The organism is Lysinibacillus sp. COL-1 (assembly GCF_059814265.1).
Genome location: NZ_JCAWSJ010000004.1, coordinates 2,858,613 through 2,879,990, shown reverse-complemented (window position 1 = coordinate 2,879,990; position 21,378 = coordinate 2,858,613). Strand labels below are relative to the sequence as shown.

Sequence of the window (21,378 nt, the reverse complement as noted above, 5' to 3'; positions counted from 1 at the left end):
GCTGGCGATATGTCCGATAGGCAGCTTAAAAATCTATATTTTTCTCAAAATCTTTTGCATTGTGTAAAGCCCTAAGCTGAAAAATTGCTATAAATATCTAATTCAAATGATTTGTAGGGGGATAGATTCGCATGATTTTTTTTAACAAAAAACGACGAGTCATTACAGAAACGTAATTCGTCGTCGTTTAGTATAAGTCTATTGATGTTTTTGTTGGAACGCTACCATGAAATCTCGTAAAGCCTCACAAGCCTCAAGAGGCACTGCATTGTAAGTGGAAGCACGACAGCCACCTACAGATCGATGCCCGTTTAGCCCTACAAAGCCTGCTGCCTTCGCCTCTGCAAGGAATTGCTTTTCAAGCTCCTCATCTGCAACACGGAATGTAATGTTCATTAAAGAACGGCTATCTGAAGCCGCATGACCTTTGTAGAAGCCATTACTATTGTCAATGGCATCATAAATCACTTTGGCCTTTAATTCATTGTGTTTTTCAATTGCAGCTACGCCACCTTTAGCTTCTACCCACTTTAACACCTCTCCTAGCATATAGATACCAAATGTCGGTGGTGTATTATACAGTGAATTACTATCAGCGTGTGTTGTGTATTTCAGCATTGTTGGGATATTTTTATTGGCTTTCTCAAGCAGATCTTTGCGAATAATGACGACCGTTACCCCTGATGGACCAAGGTTTTTTTGAGCGCCTGCATAGATGATTCCGAATTTTTCAATATCCACTGGTTTTGACAGAATATCACTAGACATATCGGCAATTAATGGAACATTTCCTGTGTCAGGATAATTTCTCCATTGTGTACCGTAGATCGTATTATTTGATGTGATGTGTACATAGGCATCATCTTCATTGAATTGAATGTCTGCTAAAGCAGGAATATTACGGTATTGGTTTTCTTTTGTGCTTGCAGCTTCAACAGGTGTACCAAACAATTTCGCTTCCTTAAAAGCTTTTTCAGACCATGAGCCTGATAATACATAGCTAGCTTTTTGCTCAGTTGTTAAGAAGTTCATAGGAATCATTGTAAATTGAAGACTTGCGCCACCTTGTAAAAATAGCACCTCATAGTTTTCTGGAATGGCATAAAGTTTTTTTAATAAAGCAATGGCTTCGTTATGTACTTCGTCGAAAATAGCACTACGGTGACTCATTTCCATAATGGACATACCTGAATCACGGAAGTTTACTAATTGCTCTTGAGCTTTTTCTAATACTTCTTGTGGTAGTGCAGATGGACCTGCGTTGAAATTGTATGCACGTTGTGTCAAAGTGGTACACTCCTTGTTTGGTTAATAACAGAACTTTACTGGATTATACCCCAATTTTCAAGAGAAAAAATAAAATTCTTAATATTTGAGCAGAATAGCGACAGACTCGCAACAAAATGGTCACATTTAAGTCTGTTTTGAAGGTTAAATACGAATGAAAAGAAGTTTTGGTCAAATAAATAAGTTGTATATTTCGTGATTTATACATATTGCTGTGATTTAATTCGTGCAATGTTCGTTTTTGAAGATATGGGAATTATTCTACCATTATAGATAAAATGTATAAGAAGCACCAAAACAAGCAAAATCGATTGCAGTACTCTCTATTTTTGAAGAAAGGGACTTCTTACTTTACGACAGGTAAAGCAAGATTTTGTATAATCATAAGAGAGAATAGGAAAAAGAGGTGTTCAAAATGTTTACAGTAGAGAAAGCTTGTTTAGTGGTTGTGGACGTACAAGGAAAGTTAGCGACAATTGTGGATGACAGTGAAGCGATGATTGACAATGTAGCAAAGTTGGTACAAGCCATGCAAGCACTTGAAGTACCTATTTTATGGCTCGAACAAAATCCAAGTCGTTTAGGTGGAACAGCACTGGATATAGCCCAGCATTTACAAGGGCAACCCATTGCTAAAATGGCTTTTAGTGCTTGCCAGGAAGAGGCATTTGTGGAGGCGATGAAGGAAAGCGGACGTTCACAATTTATTGTCACGGGTATCGAAACACATATATGTGTGTACCAAACGGCGAGACAATTGAAGGAACAAGGATTTGAAGTGGAAGTTGTGGTAGATGCTGTGTCTTCTCGAACAAAGGCAAATAAAGAAATCGGGCTAACTAAGATGAATGCACTTGGTATTTATCCAACGAGCACAGAGATGATTTTATACGAGCTGTTACAACGTGCAGACCATGAACATTTTAAAACAATTTTACAGTTAGTGAAGTAAAAGGAAGTTAAAATTGAAACAATTGGTCTGGAACATGCAATCTTTGTAATAATAATTTTTGCTTTTAATAATAATGTACAAAAATATAATGATTTTATATAAATATGGTAGGTGTTCGATGGGTCTATAGACCTTTTTCGGACATCTTTTTTTTATGGAAACAGATACGCGTAGGACACTACTCTTATAAAAGCTTCGCCATTCTAATTATTGTATACTATAATAAAAAGGCGGGATTTCATTATAGGGAAATAACGATTAATGAGGATGATGACAATGCGTAAAAATAATAAATGGTTGCTGTTTATAGGTAGTGTTGTTCTTTTTTTGATTAGTTGTACGGCCAAAGAAATGACTGTTCAAAAAGAACCTCTTTCACCAACGGAACAGTTTGTTATTCAAGATTTACTAAATGATAAAGGGTTGTTAAGCACAGATTTAACAAACCAAAAGGATTTATTTTTATCAGAATCAGTAGGGTTATGGCTTGCGTACCTATTAGAAAAAGACGATCAAGCTCGTTTCAATGACCAGGTGAATGTCATGAAATCCTATTTTTTAACAAATGATATGATTGTCTGGAGAATAGAGGGCTCAAAAAAAGCTACGGTAAACGCCCTGATTGATGATTTACGAATCATTCGTGTTTTACTGGAAGCAGGTGAAAAATGGCATGATTCGTCTTACATACAATTGGGTAAAAACATGGGAGATCAGTTAGTTCAATATGGGATGAATCAAAATCTATTTGTCGATTATGTGGATGTTTATACTCATGATAAAGCCCAGACACTAACAATTAGCTATATTATGCCTTCTGCTTTCAAAGAAATGGAAAAATATGATGTGTTATCACAACAACAAGTTCAGCATCAGTTAGCAATTTTGCAAAATGCGCCACTTACTGAGGCAGGGTTCTTTCCAAAATATTATGATATTCCTTCTAAAAGCTATGTGTTTGACGAGGAACTACACATGATTGATCAGTTGTATACGGCTTATCATCTGGCTTCAATGAATGGAGATACAGCCGCATTTAAAAACTGGCTGTTAAACCTTCTAAAAAGAGACGATAAATTGTATGGTCGATACAATGCACAAACAAATGAATCAACAGTTAGCTATGAATCACCAGCCGTTTATGCAATGGCAGCTCGCTATATGATTGCCTTAAATGAGCAGCAATTAGCACAACAGTTCATCGAAAAAATGTCAGCTTTGAAAGACCCTACAACAGGCTATGTTGATAAAAAAACGCAGTCAACGCATAGTTTTGATAATTTACTACCACTATTAGCAGAAAGGGAGGTAGAAAATGCGTACAACAATGACTAAAAATAGAGCGATTTTGGTATATGGGACCATTCTTATTTTACTCTTGCAAATACCTGCTTATTTTTTATTGCGACAGGATGTTGAAGGCTTATTACTATACATGTTTTTAATGCTCTTACTTGTTCTCACCCTTTGGAGAGGGACGGTATTTGGGCTTATCAGTAGCCTTGTCTTTATTTTTATTACAGGATCAACACTTCTCTATACAGGAATATCTGGATCCATGACATTTTTAAATTCTACCTTCTCTATGCAGATATTTTTCATATATGGCATCATATTGCTGCTACTCATTCTTTGTGCTGGTAAGATGCATGAATTAATGAAAGAACAGGAAAACTATTTAAAAAAGTTGCAAGAAGATGTTAGAAAATATGTAGCGATTGATGTTGAAACTGGATTTGATAATGAGGCACGTATGTATATTAGTGTCAATGAGGAAATGCGACGAGCGGATCGACATAAGCATACCTTTGTTTTTATGGTGTTGAAGATTGAAAATTATCGCAAGTTCCAACAACTTTATGGAGCGAAAGAAGTCCAACATTTATGGCAACAGCTCTCTCAAAGGATTCAACAAACTGTTAGGCAGACAGATAAAAAATTTCGATTTCGTGAAGACCATATCGGCTTACTGCTAATTGATACGACGGATGAGCATATGGAAGTTATTTATGACAAATTGGACCAGGCTTTAAAAAATCACCAATTGTTAAATGAAAAATGGGTGACGCTCCGTTATAAAACAAGCTTTTTTACCTATCATCCACTGAAGGAATCAACATTTGATGAATTACTAGAAGAACTGGAAAGAGAGATGAAAACAAGTGTGCTCTAACTATCGTTTATGGTTCGCCATTGGCATGCTTTGTTTTTATACTTTCATCAACCAAGAGTTGGTCTTTGCAGCCGATTCTGATAAGGACGTAGCTTTGATCTATGTCACAAGTAACCAACAGCCAAATGAGGATGTAATCGCATTGCAAGCCATATTGCAGAGTTACACATCAGTAGATGTTGTTTCGATAGAAGATATCAACAAACAAAAGCTGCAACCATACAAACGCATCGTTGTAATGAACGCCTACCCAACAAAACTTCCTCCACAAGCACTGTCTGCACTGAATCAATTCAAAGGGTTCGTACTGTTGATAGGTGACAATGCGCTTCAATTTGCACCCTTTTCCAAATGGCAGGAAGGTCCAGTAGTGGAACTTAGAGCGATAGGAGAAGAAAGTTTACACAGCCCTGTGCGGTGGAACAGTTTACTACCAACCGATGATTCAAAAATAATCCAGAGGGCTTTATCAGTAAACCAATCCTATCCTTTTATCATCAGCAAGGACAAATGGTCATTTATTGGAGAATTCATCAATAAAGATACATGGTCCTATCAATGGCCTGCTATTATAGGCGAGCTTTTACAATTACCCAAGCCACAGATACATCCTGGCTATATTGTGTTAACAGATATTAATATGAAAACAGATGTGCAAAAGTTAAAAGAGGTAGTGATGGGATTTTCTGAAAAAAAAATACCTATTGCTCTTGAAGTCACACCCATTTTCATGGATGAGCATGAAAAAAAATCCTATCACTTGCACGACAATAAAAAATTATTAAGTTATTTGCAACAATTGCAAAAGGAAAATTATCCATTTATTCTTTCATCATCCACTACTATTCCAACTGAAAGAAGTCTTGATTATTTAGTACTTCGTAAAATTTATCCTACAGTCATCAATGGTGATAGCCCCTTATTTAAAGGGAGTATACAACAAGGAAATCAACAATTATATCTATCGAAAAGTGACAATCGCATCATTTACCCGATGACGGTTGGGTCTATTGACAGTACGGACAATCTTCCTCTATATCCTGTCCAACAGGAAATAGATCGATTATTAAAAGTGCCTAGCTCCATCATTGGTATTCAATATCCAGCCTATTTAAATGCTTCCTATGTAGAGGATCTTGTAGCTTATTTAAGGGAACATCCACAAATCGAATTTTTCGATTTCCGTCATACGAAACAGCAAGTAACATCAGAGAACGTTTCGATTGTGCAGGATGAAAAGGGTAAACAAACTATTCACTTATCGTTTTCGAACTTAGAACGATTAAAAATTTCATTTGATGAACGACCATTTGAGTTAATATTATGGGCGCTCGTTTTCATTGTTTCCCTATTTGTTACATTATTTTTTATAAGTACCTTACGTTTACGTATCACATTACGTAAGAGATTATTTGAGGAGAGGAAAACAAATGGCTAATACATTATTTTTTATTTCACTTTTCCTCATTTGGATCATGTTACTCTATCATATGTTTTTAATGGAGGGTGGTTATTTACACTTTCGTACATTTGAAAAACCGATTGATGAATGGGCTAAAAAAATGGACAAAGTTCCTTCTGTTAGTGTCTTTATCCCTGCTCACAATGAAGCGCTCGTGATCGACCAGACACTAAGGGCCATGTCTCGTTTATATTATCCTAAAGATCAACTAGAGGTGATTGTCATTAATGATAATTCCTCTGATGAAACAGGTGCGATTGCAGAGCAATACGCTAAGAAATTTCCATTTATTCGTGTGATTGAAACAGTAGAGCCGAACAAGGGGAAAGGGAAATCCTCTGCGTTAAATTCGGCACTTGCTGATTCAACAGGCGATATCGTAGTGGTCTATGATGCTGATAATACTCCTGAACGGATGGCAGTTTGGTATTTAGTGATGGGATTAATAAATGATCCGAAAGCAGCTGCTACTGTAGGGAAGTTTCGTGTTATCAACGCAGCGGAAACGTGGTTGACACGCTTTATTAATATTGAAACGATATGTTTCCAATGGATGGCTCAGGGAGGGCGTTGGAAATGGTTTAAGGTGGCTACCATACCTGGCACTAATTTTGCTATCCGGCGCACTGTTTTAGAGCAATTAGGTGGTTGGGATGTAAAAGCATTAGCAGAAGATACAGAGCTGACCATTCGTGTTTATAATTTAGGCTACCACATTCGCTTTTTCCCAAAGGCAATTACATGGGAGCAAGAGCCAGAAACATTAAAAGTATGGTGGAAGCAACGCACAAGGTGGGCAAGGGGCAATCAATATGTAGTGCTAAAGTTCTTGAGTCAATTTTTTACCTTAAAAAGAAAAAGTATTATGTTTGATTTATTTTACTTCTTCTTTACGTATTTCTTATTTTTCTTTGGCGTTATATTATCCAATACTTTGTTTATCATTAATTTATTTTATGATATTGGTTTGACCGTTGGCGATATTGCCCTTGTTTTATGGGTATTAGCCTTTTTACTTTTCCTAGGTGAAGTTATGATTACTTTAAGTATTGAAAAAACAGAAATGAATCGAAAAAATTTCTTCTATGTCATACTTATGTATTTTACCTATTCGCAAATGTGGATCGTGCTAGTCGTTTGGTCATTACTATTAGAAATAAAACGCATGTTTACAGGGCAGGAAGTTCAATGGTATAAAACAGAGCGTTTTTCCAAGCAATCAGATAAAGGAGCAGAATAATGAGAACCAAATTCTTCTATTCATTGTTATTTTGTATTGGTTTTTTATGTTTTGCTAACGATGCAGTTGCGGCAACCATTACCGTGGATGACAACATAATTGCAATAGAAGGCAATCAACAGCAGAAAAAGCCGTTATTAGCACAGCCAATCGAATTACAGGGGCCTTCTTCGTCCAGAGATTTTTACTACAATTTAACTGAGGATGTTCCCTCAAATAATCAACAAGTGACATTTCAAATTCAGCATTCAGAACTACTGATAGCACCGTCCTCCTTCACGGTGAAAGTGGATGATGTAGCACTTAAAACAGTGCCATTGAGAGCCGATTTATTAAAACAAACTGTTACGGTCAATCTTCCAAAAGAAGCACTGTTACAAGGCTCACATAAAATAACAGCTAGTTTTTATGGCATTCTGAAAGAAGGAATTTGCGTCGCTCCAGGCAATGCAGGGAATTGGTTACGCATCGAAATATTATCATCTATTTCAGCATTCAGCGAGGAAAGTCAGGCAGGGTCCTTAACAAGTTATCCTGCTGCATTTTTAGGTTATGAGGGCTATGTCACGACGGTTGTTTTACCGAAGCAGGCCTCTGAAGCCACATTAAACAGTGGCTATCAGCTTGCTGCTTTTTTATCCGAACATGGTGATATAGATGTACAGATTAAACGAGAAGATGCTGTTAGTAAAGCGTCAGGTCCAATCATTATCGTCGGGGCGAAAACCGAATTTAGTACAAGCCTATTGAAAAAAATAGTAAACAACATAAGTGTTACGGGTGATGCAATGACACTGACAATGCAGGAACTTTTGAATACAGACTCTAATCGAAAAGTTCAACTTTTAGTGGTAACCTCTTCGAATGCTCAAGCGATACAGGATCGACTATCATTTTTAACCGAAGCAAGACTATTCGAGCAATTAATCGGTAATACAGTAGCGATTAAAGATGTACCGACAGTGGAACAGACATCCGACACAACGATTCCATTCCAGCAATTTGGCTTTGAGGACCGACTTTTATCTAGTCAAGTCACAATGACACCTCATTATTATGTTTCCTTGCCGCAACTAGAGGCAAATAAAGAAGCGACGATGCGATTGATCTTAAAAAAATCTGCTACTATACCGAGCAGTAAAGAGGACGAGGATCGAAAATTAGAATTGATTGCTTATATTAATAATGTGCCACATGCTGTAGATTTACGAAAATTAGAACAAACAACATCAGATATGTACGAGGCGATCATACCGATCCAAACCAACGTGCTTAACAAGCAATCAATGACAGATCTTCAATTTGAGGTAACGGGCTTCCAACTTGAAGATCCGTGTGAAACAACTAATGAGCGATACTGGCTGTATATTGATAGTGACAGCACATTGTCCATTGTAAAAGATACAGCAGAGCCAACCTTTACATTACGTGATTTCCCCAATGCCTTTCATGAAAATACGTTAATGGTCATCCCTAGTAACGAAAATATGGATGATACAAAAATGGTGTCGCTTTATAAAGCATTAATGATGAATGGAAAAATGGCGCAAATCACACTGATGAAGGACAAAAATGTCACAAAGGAAAAGTTACAAAAGCATGCAGTTATTTTTACGGGAGATATGGAGCATCTGACATGGCTGTCACAACATGCTACCACGATTCCGCATACAACTAAGCAGTTCATCAAACAAGGATTTTTACCTGAGGCTATTGGTCAATATGCATTTATAACAAAAAATTTCTGGCAGGTTAATGAGCCTTTACTATGGATTCATTCATTTGGAGATACTCCCATAACGGGAGACTTTTATAGCCATTTAAAAGAGACGGATTCACAGATAGCTGCTGCGATTGAAACAAAAGAAGGACAATTTGTAGTGGCAGTGAATCAGCATGCTAATAACGGCGTTATAAACGTAGATAAAAAAGGTGAGATCTCCTATGTCTTAATTGCGGAATTTGTGGGGCTGATTATTGTCATCGCAGTAATTCTATATATCATTCTTCGCAAAAGGAAGAAAAATCAATTGAAAAAATAAAAGCAAAGTCGCGTGCGACTTTGCTTTTTTATGCAGGCATATCAGTTGGTGTTGGCTTTGCATAGCCTTCTTTATAAGTATCATCAATGACCTGACGAATTTCTTTTAGGCTTTTTCCTTCTTTATGCATTTGTGCGGACTGTACAGCAATCTCTAAGCATACTAAACAACGTGTTCCATGATCATCCCAGACGATGGATCCGTCTTCTCGTTTGTCCTGAATAAAGCAGTTTAAATTACTTTTATGGCCTACTGATTCGCCACAACCGCAATAGCATGGCATCCATTCTAGAACCTCTGTCGATTGTCCTGCAAGCTGATAGACTAAACGAATATTTTCCTGTTTATCGTCTAAAAAGGATGGCAGGACATCAGCCGAAGCGGTTTCTTCCTGTATATCACCTGAAGCTTGTGTATGTCCTTCATGTGAAGCGTCATTAGCTTCATGGTTCGATTCAACACTGTTTTTATCTTTACCACATGCACTTAATAATAATAACGCCAATACAACAAAAATAGAAATCGTTTTCTTCAAAAATAGCGCCTCCTACATGTTTACAATACTTCCATTATAACATCGTTTCCGTAAACATTTACAGGCAGTCTATTTGAAAATCAATGAAATATATCTAATCCACGTGTTTTGTTCATGAAATGTTCCATTTTCTCGCTCAATAATTTCTTTAAGAAAAAGCCGAACAGGATAAAAATGAACCAGAAACCTGCTAAGAAGAGGAGATCCACCCAAACTGTGGACCAAATTATCCCTCCTACAGCTTCACGCATTAATTCTATAGCATACGTAAAAGGTAAAAATGGATTGATTATTTGGAAAAACCTTGGTAATAATTCCACAGGATATGTCCCACCAGACCCTGCAATTTGTAGCACAAGCATCACGATAGCTAATGCTTTCCCTACATTTCCAAAGACGGATACGAGTGTATACACAACGGTTATAAATACGAGACTAATGAAAAGACCAAATAAGATAAAGTAAACGGGTGCTTGAATAGAGCCGTCTACTAAAAATGTATCGCCGATGGTAATAATCAATGTTTGGATAAAAGAAAAAGTTCCAAATGTTAAAAGTCGACCAAAGTATATATCACGAATACTGTAAGATGAATTGCCATGAAGATTCACAGATAATAATGAAATTAACAGTAAACAACCTACCCAAATAGATAGCACAGTGTAAAACGGTGTCATAGCTGTTCCATAATTTGCAATAGGGAATAAGCGATGCTCCTGCAGTTTAATAGGTTCCTCAAAGAAATCGCGTTCAGCATTGACGTCATTTTTCAGTAATTGCACAATCTCTGCAATATCGGCTTCCTCTTCTAGTGTCCGCAGTTTAGTCGCTAATTCCTTAATTTTTGAGCTTAAAGTCGGAAATTCCGTTTGTATTTTTTGAATAGCATTATTAGCCGTTCCTAGTGTATTTTTAGCCTGTGACAATTTAGCTGTTGCTTGTGGAATGAATTGCTTTACATCCGTCAGCATAGCCGAAGCATTTGTTAATGTTTGTTTAGCACTAGCTAAGGTGGATCGAATTTGTGGCTCTAGACTATCATTATAATAGGATAAAAATTTCTGCAAATTAGTCGTTGCGTTTTGTGCCATGTTTTTAATAGCGACAATATCCTGCTTGATGACTTCCTTATCAATTGGCTTTACTTGTGCCAGTTTATTTAGTACATCGTCATGTAAAGCATGTAACTGTTGTAATGCGCTAAGAGCGTTTGTCGTGGAATCAATGAAGCTTGGTTGATGCTGTAAGGCTTCACGGATCGTTGTAAGCTGTTCAATGAGTGACTGATTCTCTTCGGCATTATTTTCCTGTAAAGAATTGATAATAGTTGTCAAAGACTTCTCTAATTGCTGTCGTGTTAAGGCATCAGCTTGAATTAATTTTTGCAAAGCTTCAAGCGTTTGAATACTATTAGTGATGTTATCTTTGGCGGTTGTCAATTGCTGTTGCAATGCTTCCTTCGTTTGAGCAAAGGAGGATGGATCTAAGTCGATATTATTGAGCTTATTTATGATATCTGAAAAGTGTTGTGCGATAGTTTGGACAGTGGCTACATCTTGTTTGATAACAGGTGACAGCTCATTAAACAGAACATCCGCTTCATTCACTAAATGTAAACCCTTCTGAATGGTCGTTAAACCATCTGTTGTAAGTTGTTCTACTTGAGGTATTTGTGTAAGTGCTTGATTCAGTAATTGATTTGCATCCTGCCCTTGCGTAGAGGCTTGAGTCAAAAATGAATTGATATCAGGTAAATGCTGTTCGATTGTAAAGACATAGTTTTCAAATTTGCGAAAATCAGGAATGTCACGCTCCATTTCAACGCCAATTGTATTGAAAATGGAAAAAAGAGTGCCATTGACAGTCGACACAAATTCATTCGAAACTTGCTGTGTAAGGACACTTGCACCTTTACTTGTAATTTTAGGGGCAATAGGATTCTTTTTTTCATTTACATAATAATCGATATGAGCTTTCGTTGGTTGATCGGTTAGAATGGAAGTTAGCTTTTCGGAAAAATCATGGGGGATGACAATGGCAGCAAAGTATTCGCCATTTTTTAATTGTGCCAGCGCTTGTTTCTCCGTCTCTAGCTCCCATGTAAAGCTATTATTAGTACGTAAATTCTCTATGACCTCTTTTCCAACATTGATGGCATCATCTCTAACAGTAGTTCCCTTATCTTCATTGACTATTGCGATCTTCATATTAGCTGTGTGGGCGTACGGGTCCATGGAAGCATAAATATTCAACCATGCGTAAAGAGAAGGCAGGAAAATAAGTCCACCTATAATGACAGCTACGACCCAATTGGTAACAATATTTCGGATATCCTTTGTATAAATTTGAAAAACATGCTGGAACGAGTTTTTCATCTAAATCACCCCACATTTCAAAATTTGCATGATCTCTCATTATGTATGTTCCCAAATATACTTAAAATTATGTTATAAATGTGAAATATCTTCATTTAAAGGCAAATTAGTTTACTAGGTTTTCAAAACACTTTATAATCAAACGCGAATACACTAAAATTAGGCTTTTAGTGTAAAAAAGGAGGTCACTATTTTAGTGAAAAAATTATTAATTATTGGCTCAGTGATTGTTGTATTATTTGCAGCAATTATTGTGCTTACCAATGTCTCAAACAAGAGTAAATTAGAAAGCGCAAACAACCCTTACGGCGATAAAAAGCTAAAACAAGAAACAATCGATCAATTAGACGATAAAAACTATCAAAACATTATGTTACCAGATGAACTAGAAGCTAAAATTGAAGCTGGTGAAGCGGTTAATGCTTACTTCTTCAGTCCAATTTGTGTTCACTGCCAAGCATTTACACCAGTATTAATGCCAGTTGCCGATGAGCTAGGTGTTGATGTTGCACAATTGAATGTCTATGAATATGAAGATTTATGGAATAAGTATAATATTGAAGCAACACCGACATTTATTCATTTCGAAGGTGGTAAAGAAGTAAATCGCTTTGTAGGAGCTCTTAAAGAAGAGGATTTACGTACTTTTTTAAATACCGTCGTGTTAAAGAAATAGAGAAGTAGAGACTGTATCAAAATAACTTTTGATACAGTCTCATGTTGTTGAAAAAGATGATGTTAATAGCAGAACAAGACTTTTTAACAAGGTAAGAGGTTGATTTCCGTTCCGCCAGCGTCCTTTCCAGGGGGCGTCCGATGAGCCGCTTCACTCACTGCGTTCGCTCCAGGGTCTCCTCTGTGACGCTAAATCCCCTAGGAGTGACGCTGGCTCCACTCCAATCAACCATTCTGCAAAAGTGTCTTTTCCTGAACAAAATAGCCCATTATTTATATTATAAGAGAGGATAGCCTCTTATTTTCAATGTGGAGAAGTGATGTGTGACAACACCCCTCCATAAAAGAGTAGTGAATGCCTTCACTTGAACCTTTGCTAAAAAGTTAACATTTTTATTTTATGGGGTGGAAGGCTACTTGAGTCCCGTGGGATAGCGAGACAGGCGAGCCCCTAAACAGGGAAGCGGCTCGGCGCTCGCCTACAGGAAAGCAAGTAGCCTGCAACGGAAATCCTTTTTTACCTTTCGCAAAAATGCTATTATGGATGGTTTTCTTTTCTACATTAAGAGACTGTATCAAAATAACTTTTGATACAGTCTCTTTTGATTTTTGTAGTGTATACTAAAAATACTGAAAAGTTGTACACTGGAGGAATCGACAATGTTAATGGATGATTATTTTTATAACGGTGAACTGATGAAATGCTATGAATTGGCGAAGCAGGTGACAAGCGAAGAAGAAAAAGCACGGGCACAAAAATACATGGCTTTATTCGAACAATATGATCTTGATCGCTACCCAAAGCCTACAGCACATGGGGAAGTACAGCATGCAGAAAGAGCTGATGAAAGCTACCCTGAATCGGATTTGGTGGTGGAAATACGTGCAATAGAAGAGGAAGAGGCATTTGCCAAGCGTATTCAGCAATTAGAGGAAGCTGCGAAAACAGGCACACCATCCGATAGGGCTCAATCCTTTTTTACACAAGGGGAGCTGTTTTTATTTGCTCACCACTACAATGAGAGTGTTCACTGCTTTCAACAAGCAGTAAAGGAAAACCCAAATAAGGCTGTCTACTGGGGGATTACGGGGCAGACAATGCATCGCTTTGGTTGGATGCCTTTTGATGCACTTGGTTATTTAGAGCAAGCGATTCAACTAGATCCTATAAATCCTCGTTGGAAATGGAATAAAGCACTAGTCCTTATTCAATTGGCGAAGGATTTACAAATGGCTCCATTTATGGCGAATGCCGCACTCGCTTTGGAGGATGCACTAGCCTCTTGCGGAGAACAGCAACGATCATTGAAAGATGCCATTCAAAATACAATGGATACTATGGATAGCTATGTGTTCTCTTAATTTATGTAGAATGTCTCCAACTGTAAATGGAGGCATCTTTTTTCGGCTGAGAGAGGTTCGTTGCCATATTCCACAATCATGGTATGATAAGAAAGAAAATGATTTGTAGATATAAAGGACGGATTTTTTTATGGCACAAGAAGTGGCAAATAAATTTATTGAAAACGTATGTAATCATTTAGTTCGCAATATGAATATAACGAAGGTGGAAGAGCATTTTAAAGAAACCATTGCCGTGCAGCGACAATCAGCCGCATCCACTAAGGACTTTTGGGATATGCTGATGGTCAATATGCTCTTTTTTACTGAGAATGAACAGGCTTGGGAGCAACAATTTTTAAAAATGCTTCATGCAAAAAATTGGCTAAAGCCTGCAGCGCTGGAGGAAGAGTTATTAATGCACCAGATGCGAATTCGTCAGCAAGTAGCAGAGCAAATGGAGGCAGCGAAGGAATTATTCCATAAGCAGTATGAGACGGAAAACATGACAGAGGAAGCCATCATTTATGACTATGCATATAGCTCAGCCGGTCATTCAATGCGGATGGATTTATTAACTGTTTTTGTATCAACGCCAGAGCAATCAAAAGTACTTTTTGATGCAGACCCAGAAGAAACAATTCGTATTGTAAATGGGTATATTGCTTATCATACAGATGGTTTGATTAATAAAACAAAATTATGCTAACTTTGTTACGAAGTTTTACGTGAAAGGAATTTAATTGAATGAATACACCATTTACTTTTAAACATACACAACCAACTGAAATGGATTCTACGAAAAAATATCCTGCTATTTTTTTATTGCATGGTATGGGTAGTCATGAAGAGGACTTACCACAATTAGTGCAAGATTTTCAAGAGCAATGTCATATATTTAGCTTACGAGGGCCGATTACACAGAATCCTGGCTATGCTTTTTTCACGATTCAAGAGGTGGGACAACCAGATCGCGCAATTTTTGATAAAGTATTAATGGCGCTTCAACGTTTTATATTAGAAGCGATCGATGAATATCAAATCGATCCTCATAAAGTATTCGTCTTAGGCTTTAGCCAAGGCGCCGTATTAGCACAATCACTTGCCTTTGTCATGGGGAATTTAGTGACAGGAATCGTTGCTTTAAGTGGCTATACCCCTAAATTTGTAACGGAGGAATATGCCATTCGCTCAGTAGAGCATTTACATGCTTTTATTTCTCATGGTGATTATGATTATGTCATTCCTTCTCAATGGGGCATGGAGAGTAAGGAGATTTTTGAACAATTTGGTGCAAAGGTAACCTTTAAGCAATATCCAGATGGACATGGTGTCACACCTGATAATCTTCGTGACCTTGTAGCATTTTTAGCACAGCAATTACAAGAAGATCTTCAATAAAATGACAACCGAGGCAAATAAATGTCTCGGTTTTTTTGGCTATGGAAAAAAGATCACTTATCAAATTATTTTTCTCCAATAGTGATTAGAAGAATCGAGGCAAGAAGGTTCAAATTCATGTCAGTCGGTGGTATCATAGAAGATGTTGTGAATGAGCGTGGTTGGTTAGATGAAAACATGTACTTTATGTGAACATAGAGACAGAACCAATCTAAAAGGGGTAAAATAATAATTTGATGTGCTAGATGCAAATTTTGTCGCTTTCTATCGATGGAAGCGGGTAGAAATTATGGAGAAAAGGAATTAAGATGAATGGAACAAAATCTGAAAACGGAGCATAAACCGCAATCCTCCGAAAAATCACGAGGGAAGTCATCACGCTCTGCTATTTTAGCGCAAACGGTCAAAACTGGCATTATCAAATCCAATTTAATACCGATGTGGGCTGGTTTAACGCTAGGCATGTACAAAAATAAAATGACGTTAATGGACAATATACCAGAAATTATTTTTTCAACAATCGGTTCTGCCCTTGTAATTGGAGCAGCAGGGGCATTTAATAATGTCTATGATCGTGATATTGATGCGATTATGCCTCGTACACAAAGCCGACCAACTGTAACAGGGGAAATGTCAGCAAAAACGACGCTATCTTTAGCCGTTGCGATGTTGATCATCGGGGTAGCTGTGTTGGCACTGGCTTCACCATTAGCAGCTGCGTTTGGTCTATTAGGTGTGTTTTTATATGTAGTCCCTTATACAATGTGGACAAAACGTCGTACGATTTATAATACGGAAATTGGTAGTATTAGTGGGGCAGTGCCGCCATTAATTGGTTGGTCTGCGGTATCAACAGATATTACACATCCTGCGATACTTGGTTTATTTTTTGTCATGGTGATTTGGCAAATGCCCCATTTTTATGCCATTGCGATCCGCAAACGTGTAGACTATGAAGCAGCCAGCGTACCTATGCTGCCCGTTGTCAAAGGAATGCGCCGTACGTATTATCAAACCAATTTTTATTTAGTTTTATTGATTCTATCAAGCTTTTTATTTGGCTCGTTAAGTGTTGGAATTATGCTTGTGGCATTGATTTTAAGTGTTGCTTGGTTAGTGATGAGTATTTACGGCTATCATAGTAATACGGATCAAGTGAAATGGGCTACTAAAATGTTTGTCTTTTCACTTTTCCATATGACAATACTATTTTCAACTGTCATTGTATACTCATTAGTAGGGGTTATCTTTAAGTTATATTGATTCAATCAATGATGACTAGACGTCATGGCGTCCAGATTTATAGAGCTCGCTTGAAAAAACAATCTTCAAAATAAAAACCAACAAGTTATTCGTTACTTGTTGGTTTTTTATTAGCCACTGAAATAATTTGGCGACTTGGCCACTCTAATGCATGTAGCTGTCCGCCAAAAACTGCGCCACCATCAATGCCTATGATGTTATTTTCTCCGAAATAGACACGATAGTCCGTTGGATTTTGGTGAAGATTATACGTAGGGGTATGTCCAAAGATCACCGTTTTATCCCCATTATAACCTGCATGAAATTCCTCACGAATCCACAGTAAACGCATGGGGTCAGTGTCTGCGATAGCGACACCAGGAACAACGCCCCCGTGGACAAAAATAGCATCCTCTAACTCAATATATATTTCAAATGTTTCAATTAGTTGTAAATGTTCTTCAAGCTTCGGTAATGTTTGAATAAAGCTAGGCAATGTATTGTTTTCAATAGCTTCCTCAAAATCTTCCAACTGGTAGCCATAGCTTGCCAGTGTGGCCTCTCCACCACATAGTCCGACCCAATGGTTCCATGGCTTAGCAAGGCCAGAACGACAGGCATTGAGCATGATTGCCTCGTGGTTACCTAGCAAAACACGTGCACCCTTTGCTTGTAATTCATTAACCAAATTTAATACACCACTAGAAGCGGGACCTCTGTCTACGTAATCACCAAGTAAAAAAAGTTGGTCATTCGGTGGATCGTAGTTTGCTTTTAAAAGTAATTCTTCTAACAGCCCTAATTCTCCATGTATATCACTAATTGCTAGTATTCGATTCATTTCCGAGCATCCTTTCTAATAGTAAAGCATTACTATTCAGTATAGAGAATTCTTCTACAAATTTCGACTTTTCCAGCTTTTACTGGCTTTTTACATAGAATGGTCGAAGAAATAATTCACTTCCTACTATTTTTCTTTATCATATGAAAGGAGATTTTATTTCCTTATTCATTTGTCAGGGGTGGGGGTTTTGCGAGAGGGGAGGGGCTGAAGGTTAACAGCAGAAGCAGGTTAGAATACTTATACTGTTAACCTATTAGATTAAATCATTAATTCGTCCCAAGCTTGTTTAACGATTTGTTCATCAAATGTTGAAATAAGGCGAAAGTTATTATTGTCTAAAATGCGGAAATGCTGACTGATAACGTTTTGCTGTAGTTTATAACCATCGTGCTCATGAATATTTTTCCACCATATGTATCCACCCATTGTTTTTTCCTTTGGCTGCAATGTTCCGTTATTCGCGATTAAATCTACTACCTCCAATGGATCACCGCCAAGCTCATGCTGTAAAATCGAGCTGTCACGACACAAAGTGCAAATGGCAACAGTAGTTGTCCAACCAGCTAGGATACGGCCTTTTTCAATTTGTACAAGTGTTTTCTTAGATAGTCCTAATAAATCACTCATTTGATCCTGTGTAAAAGCTTTTTCTGTACGGATTAATTTCAGTTTTTCTGAAATGAGTGTGATTAATTGTTCACGATTCATCCTAACACCCCTTTTTTCAGATTGTTATGTTCCATTATACATGAAAGTAAAGATACGTGTTTTTCTTTCAATAGTGGAATTAAAAATGAAACAGACTGCCCATAATGGAACAGTCTGTTGGATGATTAAATCTCATATTTTTTCGTATCAGAGATTACACGGAAATGGATGCCTTTAATCTGTGCACTTACTTTATGGCGGAGCGTATCAATATCCACCAGTTCTTCTTTATTTTTGACACATAAGGCAATCTCATGTAATAGCTTTGTAAAGGCCTCCTTAAATAAGGCACGCATATTATCGAAATCTAAACTGCGGAAACTACCATCAATATCGAAGGCTTCCACAGAATTTAATTGCTTAGAAGCTCCTGCAAAACGATCGTCATAGACTGTGTAATTTTCGTCTGTTACAACGATAATATATAAAATTTCTCCTGTAACCGTTTTTAATTCAATATTTGTTTTGTGTTTTTTTACGTCGGTAATAATGTGAATACCATCTGAATGATATAGCTTAAACAATGTCATGTGTATTGCCCCCTGAAACTAGAATCTTATTACGTTATCCATTATATAGTGGAATGGCTAATAATGGAATAATAAATACCAGTTTCATTCCCTTATGTTGATTGTACTTCTGTGATAACTGGTGCACTTTTTCGTAGAGGTCGAACCTCAATATAATGAATTTGATGCCCTTGTTGCTCATAGATGCTAAAGAGATAGGTGTCTAATTCAATATTTCTTGAAGCTTTAATGCCATTATTCACTGTTAAGAACCAACCACCTAATGTTTCTACTTCCTCTGCATCCAGCGTAATGTTTAATAGATTTTCAACATCTTCCACAAGCATTTTGGCATTTAAAATATAGTGATGATCTGTGATTTTTCGAATATCAGCAATTTCATCACCGTCAAATTCATCCCGAATTTCACCAACAATTTCCTCTAAAATGTCTTCAACCGTTACTAGTCCAGACGTACCACCATATTCGTCCATTAAAATGGCCATATGGATTCGTTCTTTTTGCATGCGTACAAGTAATTCCTGAATAGGAATTGTTTCAATAACACGAATGACAGGATTAATGAAATCCTCTAAAACTAATGTATCGTCTGTAAGTTGTTCAAGTAACCCATGCGTAAATAGTTCCTTGGCATTGATAAAGCCTAGAATATTATCGCGGTCACCATCGTATACAGGGTAGCGCGTATATTTTTCCTCGGCAATGGTATGAATGATATGGGTAAACGATTCATTTTGTTCAATACCAACTATTTCTGTTCGGGGAACCATGATTTCACGAGCAATACGTTCATCAAATTCAAAGACATTGTTCACATATTTAAGCTCAGATTTATTGATTTCACCACTTTTAAAGCTTTCAGACATTAATAATCGCAATTCTTCCTCTGTATGAGAAAGCTCATGTTCACTAGCGGGCTTCATGCCGAATAGTCCAATTAAAACACGTGCAGAACCGTTCAAAAACCAAATAAATGGGTACATGATTTTGTAGAAAAACATAATTGGCTTTGCGAAAAGAAGTGTAATAGCTTCAGCCTTTTGAATAGCTGCCGTTTTTGGAGCTAGTTCGCCAACTACTACATGTAAAAACGTTGCGATAGCGAAGGCTGTACCAATTGTAAAGATCGTCATATATTTATCAGAAATGCCGACCATTTCAAAAAGTGGGTGAAGCATAAATTCAAAGGTTTTTTCACCAACCATCCCGATACCAAGTGCGGTTACTGTAATACCTAATTGGCAGGCAGATAAGTATTCATCTAAATGATGGACAACATGCTTAGCAGCAATTGCTTTTTTATTGCCCTCTGCAACCAGCTGATCGAGTCTTGAGGAGCGCACCTTGACAATGGCAAATTCTGTTGCTACGAAAAAGCCTGTTAAAGCTAATAAAATGGTAAAAATCGATAGGTTTATAATGGTCTCCAAATAGTCGTTCTGTAAAAACAGAACGTCACCTCCTAATTATGAATAAGTAATAGTAAGGATTGCATTAATGCAATACTTTCGGGTGAAACGTTTTTCTTAATGGTTTCAATTTTTTTATCATCTTGTTTGTTCATTTGCTCTAGCAATGAAGCTACATCATGCTCTAAATCTTGCATTTTTAAACGAAGCATTTGTACATCGATTTCTTCATAGGGTGTGATGTTCAATTCATGTTGGATTGCTACGAGTGAGAGCCCCTGTTGTTTGCGTTGTTCAATAAATTGAAGTCGTTCAATCATGATTGGATCATAGAAGCGATAATTTGTTGCAGAACGTTCTGCATCCAACAAACCAATATTGGTATAATAATCGATTGTTCGTTTAGTAATGCCTGTTTTTTCTGCAAGTTCGCCAATTTTTAATTTCTCTGTCCCAATGCAAACACCTCCAAACCATCACGTGATACTTTGATTATAACGTGATGGTCTAAATATATTCAAATGATAGGCGTCAATATTTCAAAATTGTAAGATTTTTTTAATAAAAAAATAACGTTTCTGCCATTGTTAACTGGTAGAAACGTTACTAAGATTAGGGAAGTAAATAGGTATCGTATAGGTGATGGAGTGCTTCCTCACCATTTTCTTGTAAGAGAATTTCCTCATTATATGTAAGTATGACGTTTGTGTGCTTACTATCGATTTTATCATCAATGAATTTACACGTTACCGTGACAAAGCCCGCTTCCGCTAGCTTTTCTTTCATATCTCCATCCCAGGGCTGGTCAGAAAATAGTGGGGGCTGCCAAGTGCCTCTCACATGTAGCTCATTTTTTTCAAGGTCATAATCCCAGCGGATGTCACGTAAAATAGTTTTAAATAGGTCATTAACTGTAAAAGATGTATCTTGATAGTTAATGTCTATAGCGCGCATGGCATGGACATCTCGACTAACTGCACTAGCTGCGGAATTGGCCGCTGAATTGATGCCTGAAGCAGCATCTCTAATTTCTGCTAATCGATCACCACAGCCTGTTAGTAAAGCACAGATGCATGTTATACAAGCTACCTTCGTCATCCATTTCACAAGTAGTCCCTCCAGTCTAGTAAGTTGTTATTACTATCTTAACGAAAAGAAAAAT

20 protein-coding genes are annotated in these 21,378 nt (G+C 37.2%); 11 read left to right on the top strand and 9 right to left on the bottom strand.

Annotated elements, in window-relative coordinates; translation table 11 throughout:
- Positions 1-198: 198 nt before the first annotated feature.
- Positions 199-1,287, bottom strand: coding sequence for a 3-phosphoserine/phosphohydroxythreonine transaminase (serC, locus tag AC6BKE_RS22505; protein ID WP_271910337.1), 1,089 nt, complete (start codon positions 1,285-1,287; stop codon positions 199-201).
- Positions 1,288-1,702: 415 nt separating this feature from the next.
- Between serC and AC6BKE_RS22500 the strand changes: the two genes are divergently transcribed.
- The 6 genes from AC6BKE_RS22500 to AC6BKE_RS22475 all read left to right on the top strand — a co-directional run bounded on the left by AC6BKE_RS22500 (position 1,703) and on the right by AC6BKE_RS22475 (position 9,156).
- Positions 1,703-2,239, top strand: coding sequence for a hydrolase (locus AC6BKE_RS22500; protein ID WP_036120402.1), 537 nt, complete (start codon positions 1,703-1,705; stop codon positions 2,237-2,239).
- Between the two features lie 276 nt (positions 2,240-2,515).
- Entirely contained in the window at positions 2,516-3,574 is a 1,059-nt protein-coding gene (locus tag AC6BKE_RS22495; RefSeq protein WP_499858102.1) for a glycosyl hydrolase family 8, read from the top strand.
- Positions 3,555-4,412 (top strand): diguanylate cyclase domain-containing protein, encoded by an 858-nt coding sequence (locus tag AC6BKE_RS22490; protein ID WP_499858101.1) that lies wholly within the window; start codon positions 3,555-3,557, stop codon positions 4,410-4,412. Before AC6BKE_RS22495 ends, AC6BKE_RS22490 begins: the two co-directional genes overlap by 20 nt.
- Positions 4,402-5,850, top strand: coding sequence for a hypothetical protein (locus AC6BKE_RS22485; protein WP_499858099.1), 1,449 nt, complete (start codon positions 4,402-4,404; stop codon positions 5,848-5,850). Before AC6BKE_RS22490 ends, AC6BKE_RS22485 begins: the two co-directional genes overlap by 11 nt.
- Positions 5,843-7,114, top strand: coding sequence for a glycosyltransferase family 2 protein (locus tag AC6BKE_RS22480; protein ID WP_036120395.1), 1,272 nt, complete (start codon positions 5,843-5,845; stop codon positions 7,112-7,114). Before AC6BKE_RS22485 ends, AC6BKE_RS22480 begins: the two co-directional genes overlap by 8 nt.
- Entirely contained in the window at positions 7,114-9,156 is a 2,043-nt protein-coding gene (locus AC6BKE_RS22475) for a cellulose biosynthesis cyclic di-GMP-binding regulatory protein BcsB (RefSeq protein WP_499858097.1), read from the top strand. The genes AC6BKE_RS22480 and AC6BKE_RS22475 overlap by 1 nt, the downstream gene beginning before the upstream one ends.
- A 28-nt stretch (positions 9,157-9,184) precedes the next feature.
- On the opposite strand, the gene AC6BKE_RS22470 is transcribed toward AC6BKE_RS22475, so the two are convergent.
- Together AC6BKE_RS22470 and AC6BKE_RS22465 are read right to left on the bottom strand one after the other, a co-directional pair.
- On the bottom strand, positions 9,185-9,691 hold the full coding sequence (locus tag AC6BKE_RS22470) for a PCYCGC motif-containing (lipo)protein (RefSeq protein ID WP_036120389.1): 507 nt from the start codon (positions 9,689-9,691) through the stop codon (positions 9,185-9,187).
- An 80-nt stretch (positions 9,692-9,771) separates the two neighbouring features.
- The gene (locus AC6BKE_RS22465; protein WP_499858094.1) at positions 9,772-12,066 is read right to left on the bottom strand and encodes a YhgE/Pip family protein; all 2,295 of its coding nucleotides are present in this window, start codon (positions 12,064-12,066) and stop codon (positions 9,772-9,774) included.
- A 196-nt stretch (positions 12,067-12,262) separates the two neighbouring features.
- Between AC6BKE_RS22465 and AC6BKE_RS22460 the strand changes: the two genes are divergently transcribed.
- The 5 genes from AC6BKE_RS22460 to cyoE all read left to right on the top strand — a co-directional run bounded on the left by AC6BKE_RS22460 (position 12,263) and on the right by cyoE (position 16,746).
- On the top strand, positions 12,263-12,742 hold the full coding sequence (locus AC6BKE_RS22460) for a thioredoxin family protein (protein WP_036120381.1): 480 nt from the start codon (positions 12,263-12,265) through the stop codon (positions 12,740-12,742).
- Between the two features lie 659 nt (positions 12,743-13,401).
- Positions 13,402-14,103, top strand: coding sequence for a tetratricopeptide repeat protein (locus AC6BKE_RS22455; protein WP_499858091.1), 702 nt, complete (start codon positions 13,402-13,404; stop codon positions 14,101-14,103).
- 130 nt (positions 14,104-14,233) lie between these two features.
- Positions 14,234-14,791: a hypothetical protein gene (locus AC6BKE_RS22450; RefSeq protein WP_058844802.1), complete on the top strand. Its 558-nt coding sequence runs from the start codon at positions 14,234-14,236 to the stop codon at positions 14,789-14,791.
- Between the two features lie 38 nt (positions 14,792-14,829).
- Positions 14,830-15,483 carry an alpha/beta hydrolase gene (locus AC6BKE_RS22445; protein ID WP_058844801.1) on the top strand — a complete coding sequence of 218 codons (654 nt, stop codon included), beginning with the start codon at positions 14,830-14,832 and terminating at the stop codon, positions 15,481-15,483.
- A 312-nt stretch (positions 15,484-15,795) separates the two neighbouring features.
- A complete protein-coding gene (gene cyoE, locus AC6BKE_RS22440; RefSeq protein WP_036120361.1) occupies positions 15,796-16,746 on the top strand; it encodes a heme o synthase in 951 nt (316 codons plus the stop codon).
- 85 nt (positions 16,747-16,831) lie between these two features.
- On the opposite strand, the gene AC6BKE_RS22435 is transcribed toward cyoE, so the two are convergent.
- The 6 genes from AC6BKE_RS22435 to AC6BKE_RS22410 form a co-directional block, all read right to left on the bottom strand.
- A complete protein-coding gene (locus tag AC6BKE_RS22435) occupies positions 16,832-17,566 on the bottom strand; it encodes a metallophosphoesterase (RefSeq protein ID WP_036120358.1) in 735 nt (244 codons plus the stop codon).
- Between the two features lie 261 nt (positions 17,567-17,827).
- Positions 17,828-18,277, bottom strand: coding sequence for a helix-turn-helix transcriptional regulator (locus AC6BKE_RS22430; protein WP_036120355.1), 450 nt, complete (start codon positions 18,275-18,277; stop codon positions 17,828-17,830).
- 125 nt (positions 18,278-18,402) lie between these two features.
- Entirely contained in the window at positions 18,403-18,807 is a 405-nt protein-coding gene (locus AC6BKE_RS22425) for a hypothetical protein (RefSeq protein WP_330493178.1), read from the bottom strand.
- Positions 18,808-18,899: 92 nt separating this feature from the next.
- Positions 18,900-20,237, bottom strand: a complete 1,338-nt coding sequence (locus AC6BKE_RS22420) for a hemolysin family protein (protein WP_036120348.1) — start codon at positions 20,235-20,237, stop codon at positions 18,900-18,902.
- A gap of 32 nt (positions 20,238-20,269) precedes the next feature.
- A complete protein-coding gene (locus AC6BKE_RS22415) occupies positions 20,270-20,611 on the bottom strand; it encodes a MerR family transcriptional regulator (protein ID WP_036120344.1) in 342 nt (113 codons plus the stop codon).
- 217 nt (positions 20,612-20,828) lie between these two features.
- Positions 20,829-21,314, bottom strand: a complete 486-nt coding sequence (locus tag AC6BKE_RS22410; protein ID WP_230593778.1) for a hypothetical protein — start codon at positions 21,312-21,314, stop codon at positions 20,829-20,831.
- Positions 21,315-21,378 lie beyond the last annotated feature (64 nt).

Coding starts and splice junctions, on each gene's coding strand:
- AC6BKE_RS22500 (WP_036120402.1), top strand. CDS start 1,703: ATGTTTACAGTAGAGAAAGCTTGTTTAGTGGTTGTGGACGTACAAGGA.
- AC6BKE_RS22495 (WP_499858102.1), top strand. CDS start 2,516: ATGCGTAAAAATAATAAATGGTTGCTGTTTATAGGTAGTGTTGTTCTT.
- AC6BKE_RS22490 (WP_499858101.1), top strand. CDS start 3,555: ATGCGTACAACAATGACTAAAAATAGAGCGATTTTGGTATATGGGACC.
- AC6BKE_RS22480 (WP_036120395.1), top strand. CDS start 5,843: ATGGCTAATACATTATTTTTTATTTCACTTTTCCTCATTTGGATCATG.
- AC6BKE_RS22475 (WP_499858097.1), top strand. CDS start 7,114: ATGAGAACCAAATTCTTCTATTCATTGTTATTTTGTATTGGTTTTTTA.
- AC6BKE_RS22465 (WP_499858094.1), bottom strand. CDS start 12,066: ATGAAAAACTCGTTCCAGCATGTTTTTCAAATTTATACAAAGGATATC.
- AC6BKE_RS22455 (WP_499858091.1), top strand. CDS start 13,402: ATGTTAATGGATGATTATTTTTATAACGGTGAACTGATGAAATGCTAT.
- AC6BKE_RS22450 (WP_058844802.1), top strand. CDS start 14,234: ATGGCACAAGAAGTGGCAAATAAATTTATTGAAAACGTATGTAATCAT.
- AC6BKE_RS22445 (WP_058844801.1), top strand. CDS start 14,830: ATGAATACACCATTTACTTTTAAACATACACAACCAACTGAAATGGAT.
- cyoE (WP_036120361.1), top strand. CDS start 15,796: ATGGAACAAAATCTGAAAACGGAGCATAAACCGCAATCCTCCGAAAAA.
- AC6BKE_RS22435 (WP_036120358.1), bottom strand. CDS start 17,566: ATGAATCGAATACTAGCAATTAGTGATATACATGGAGAATTAGGGCTG.
- AC6BKE_RS22430 (WP_036120355.1), bottom strand. CDS start 18,277: ATGAATCGTGAACAATTAATCACACTCATTTCAGAAAAACTGAAATTA.
- AC6BKE_RS22425 (WP_330493178.1), bottom strand. CDS start 18,807: ATGACATTGTTTAAGCTATATCATTCAGATGGTATTCACATTATTACC.
- AC6BKE_RS22410 (WP_230593778.1), bottom strand. CDS start 21,314: ATGACGAAGGTAGCTTGTATAACATGCATCTGTGCTTTACTAACAGGC.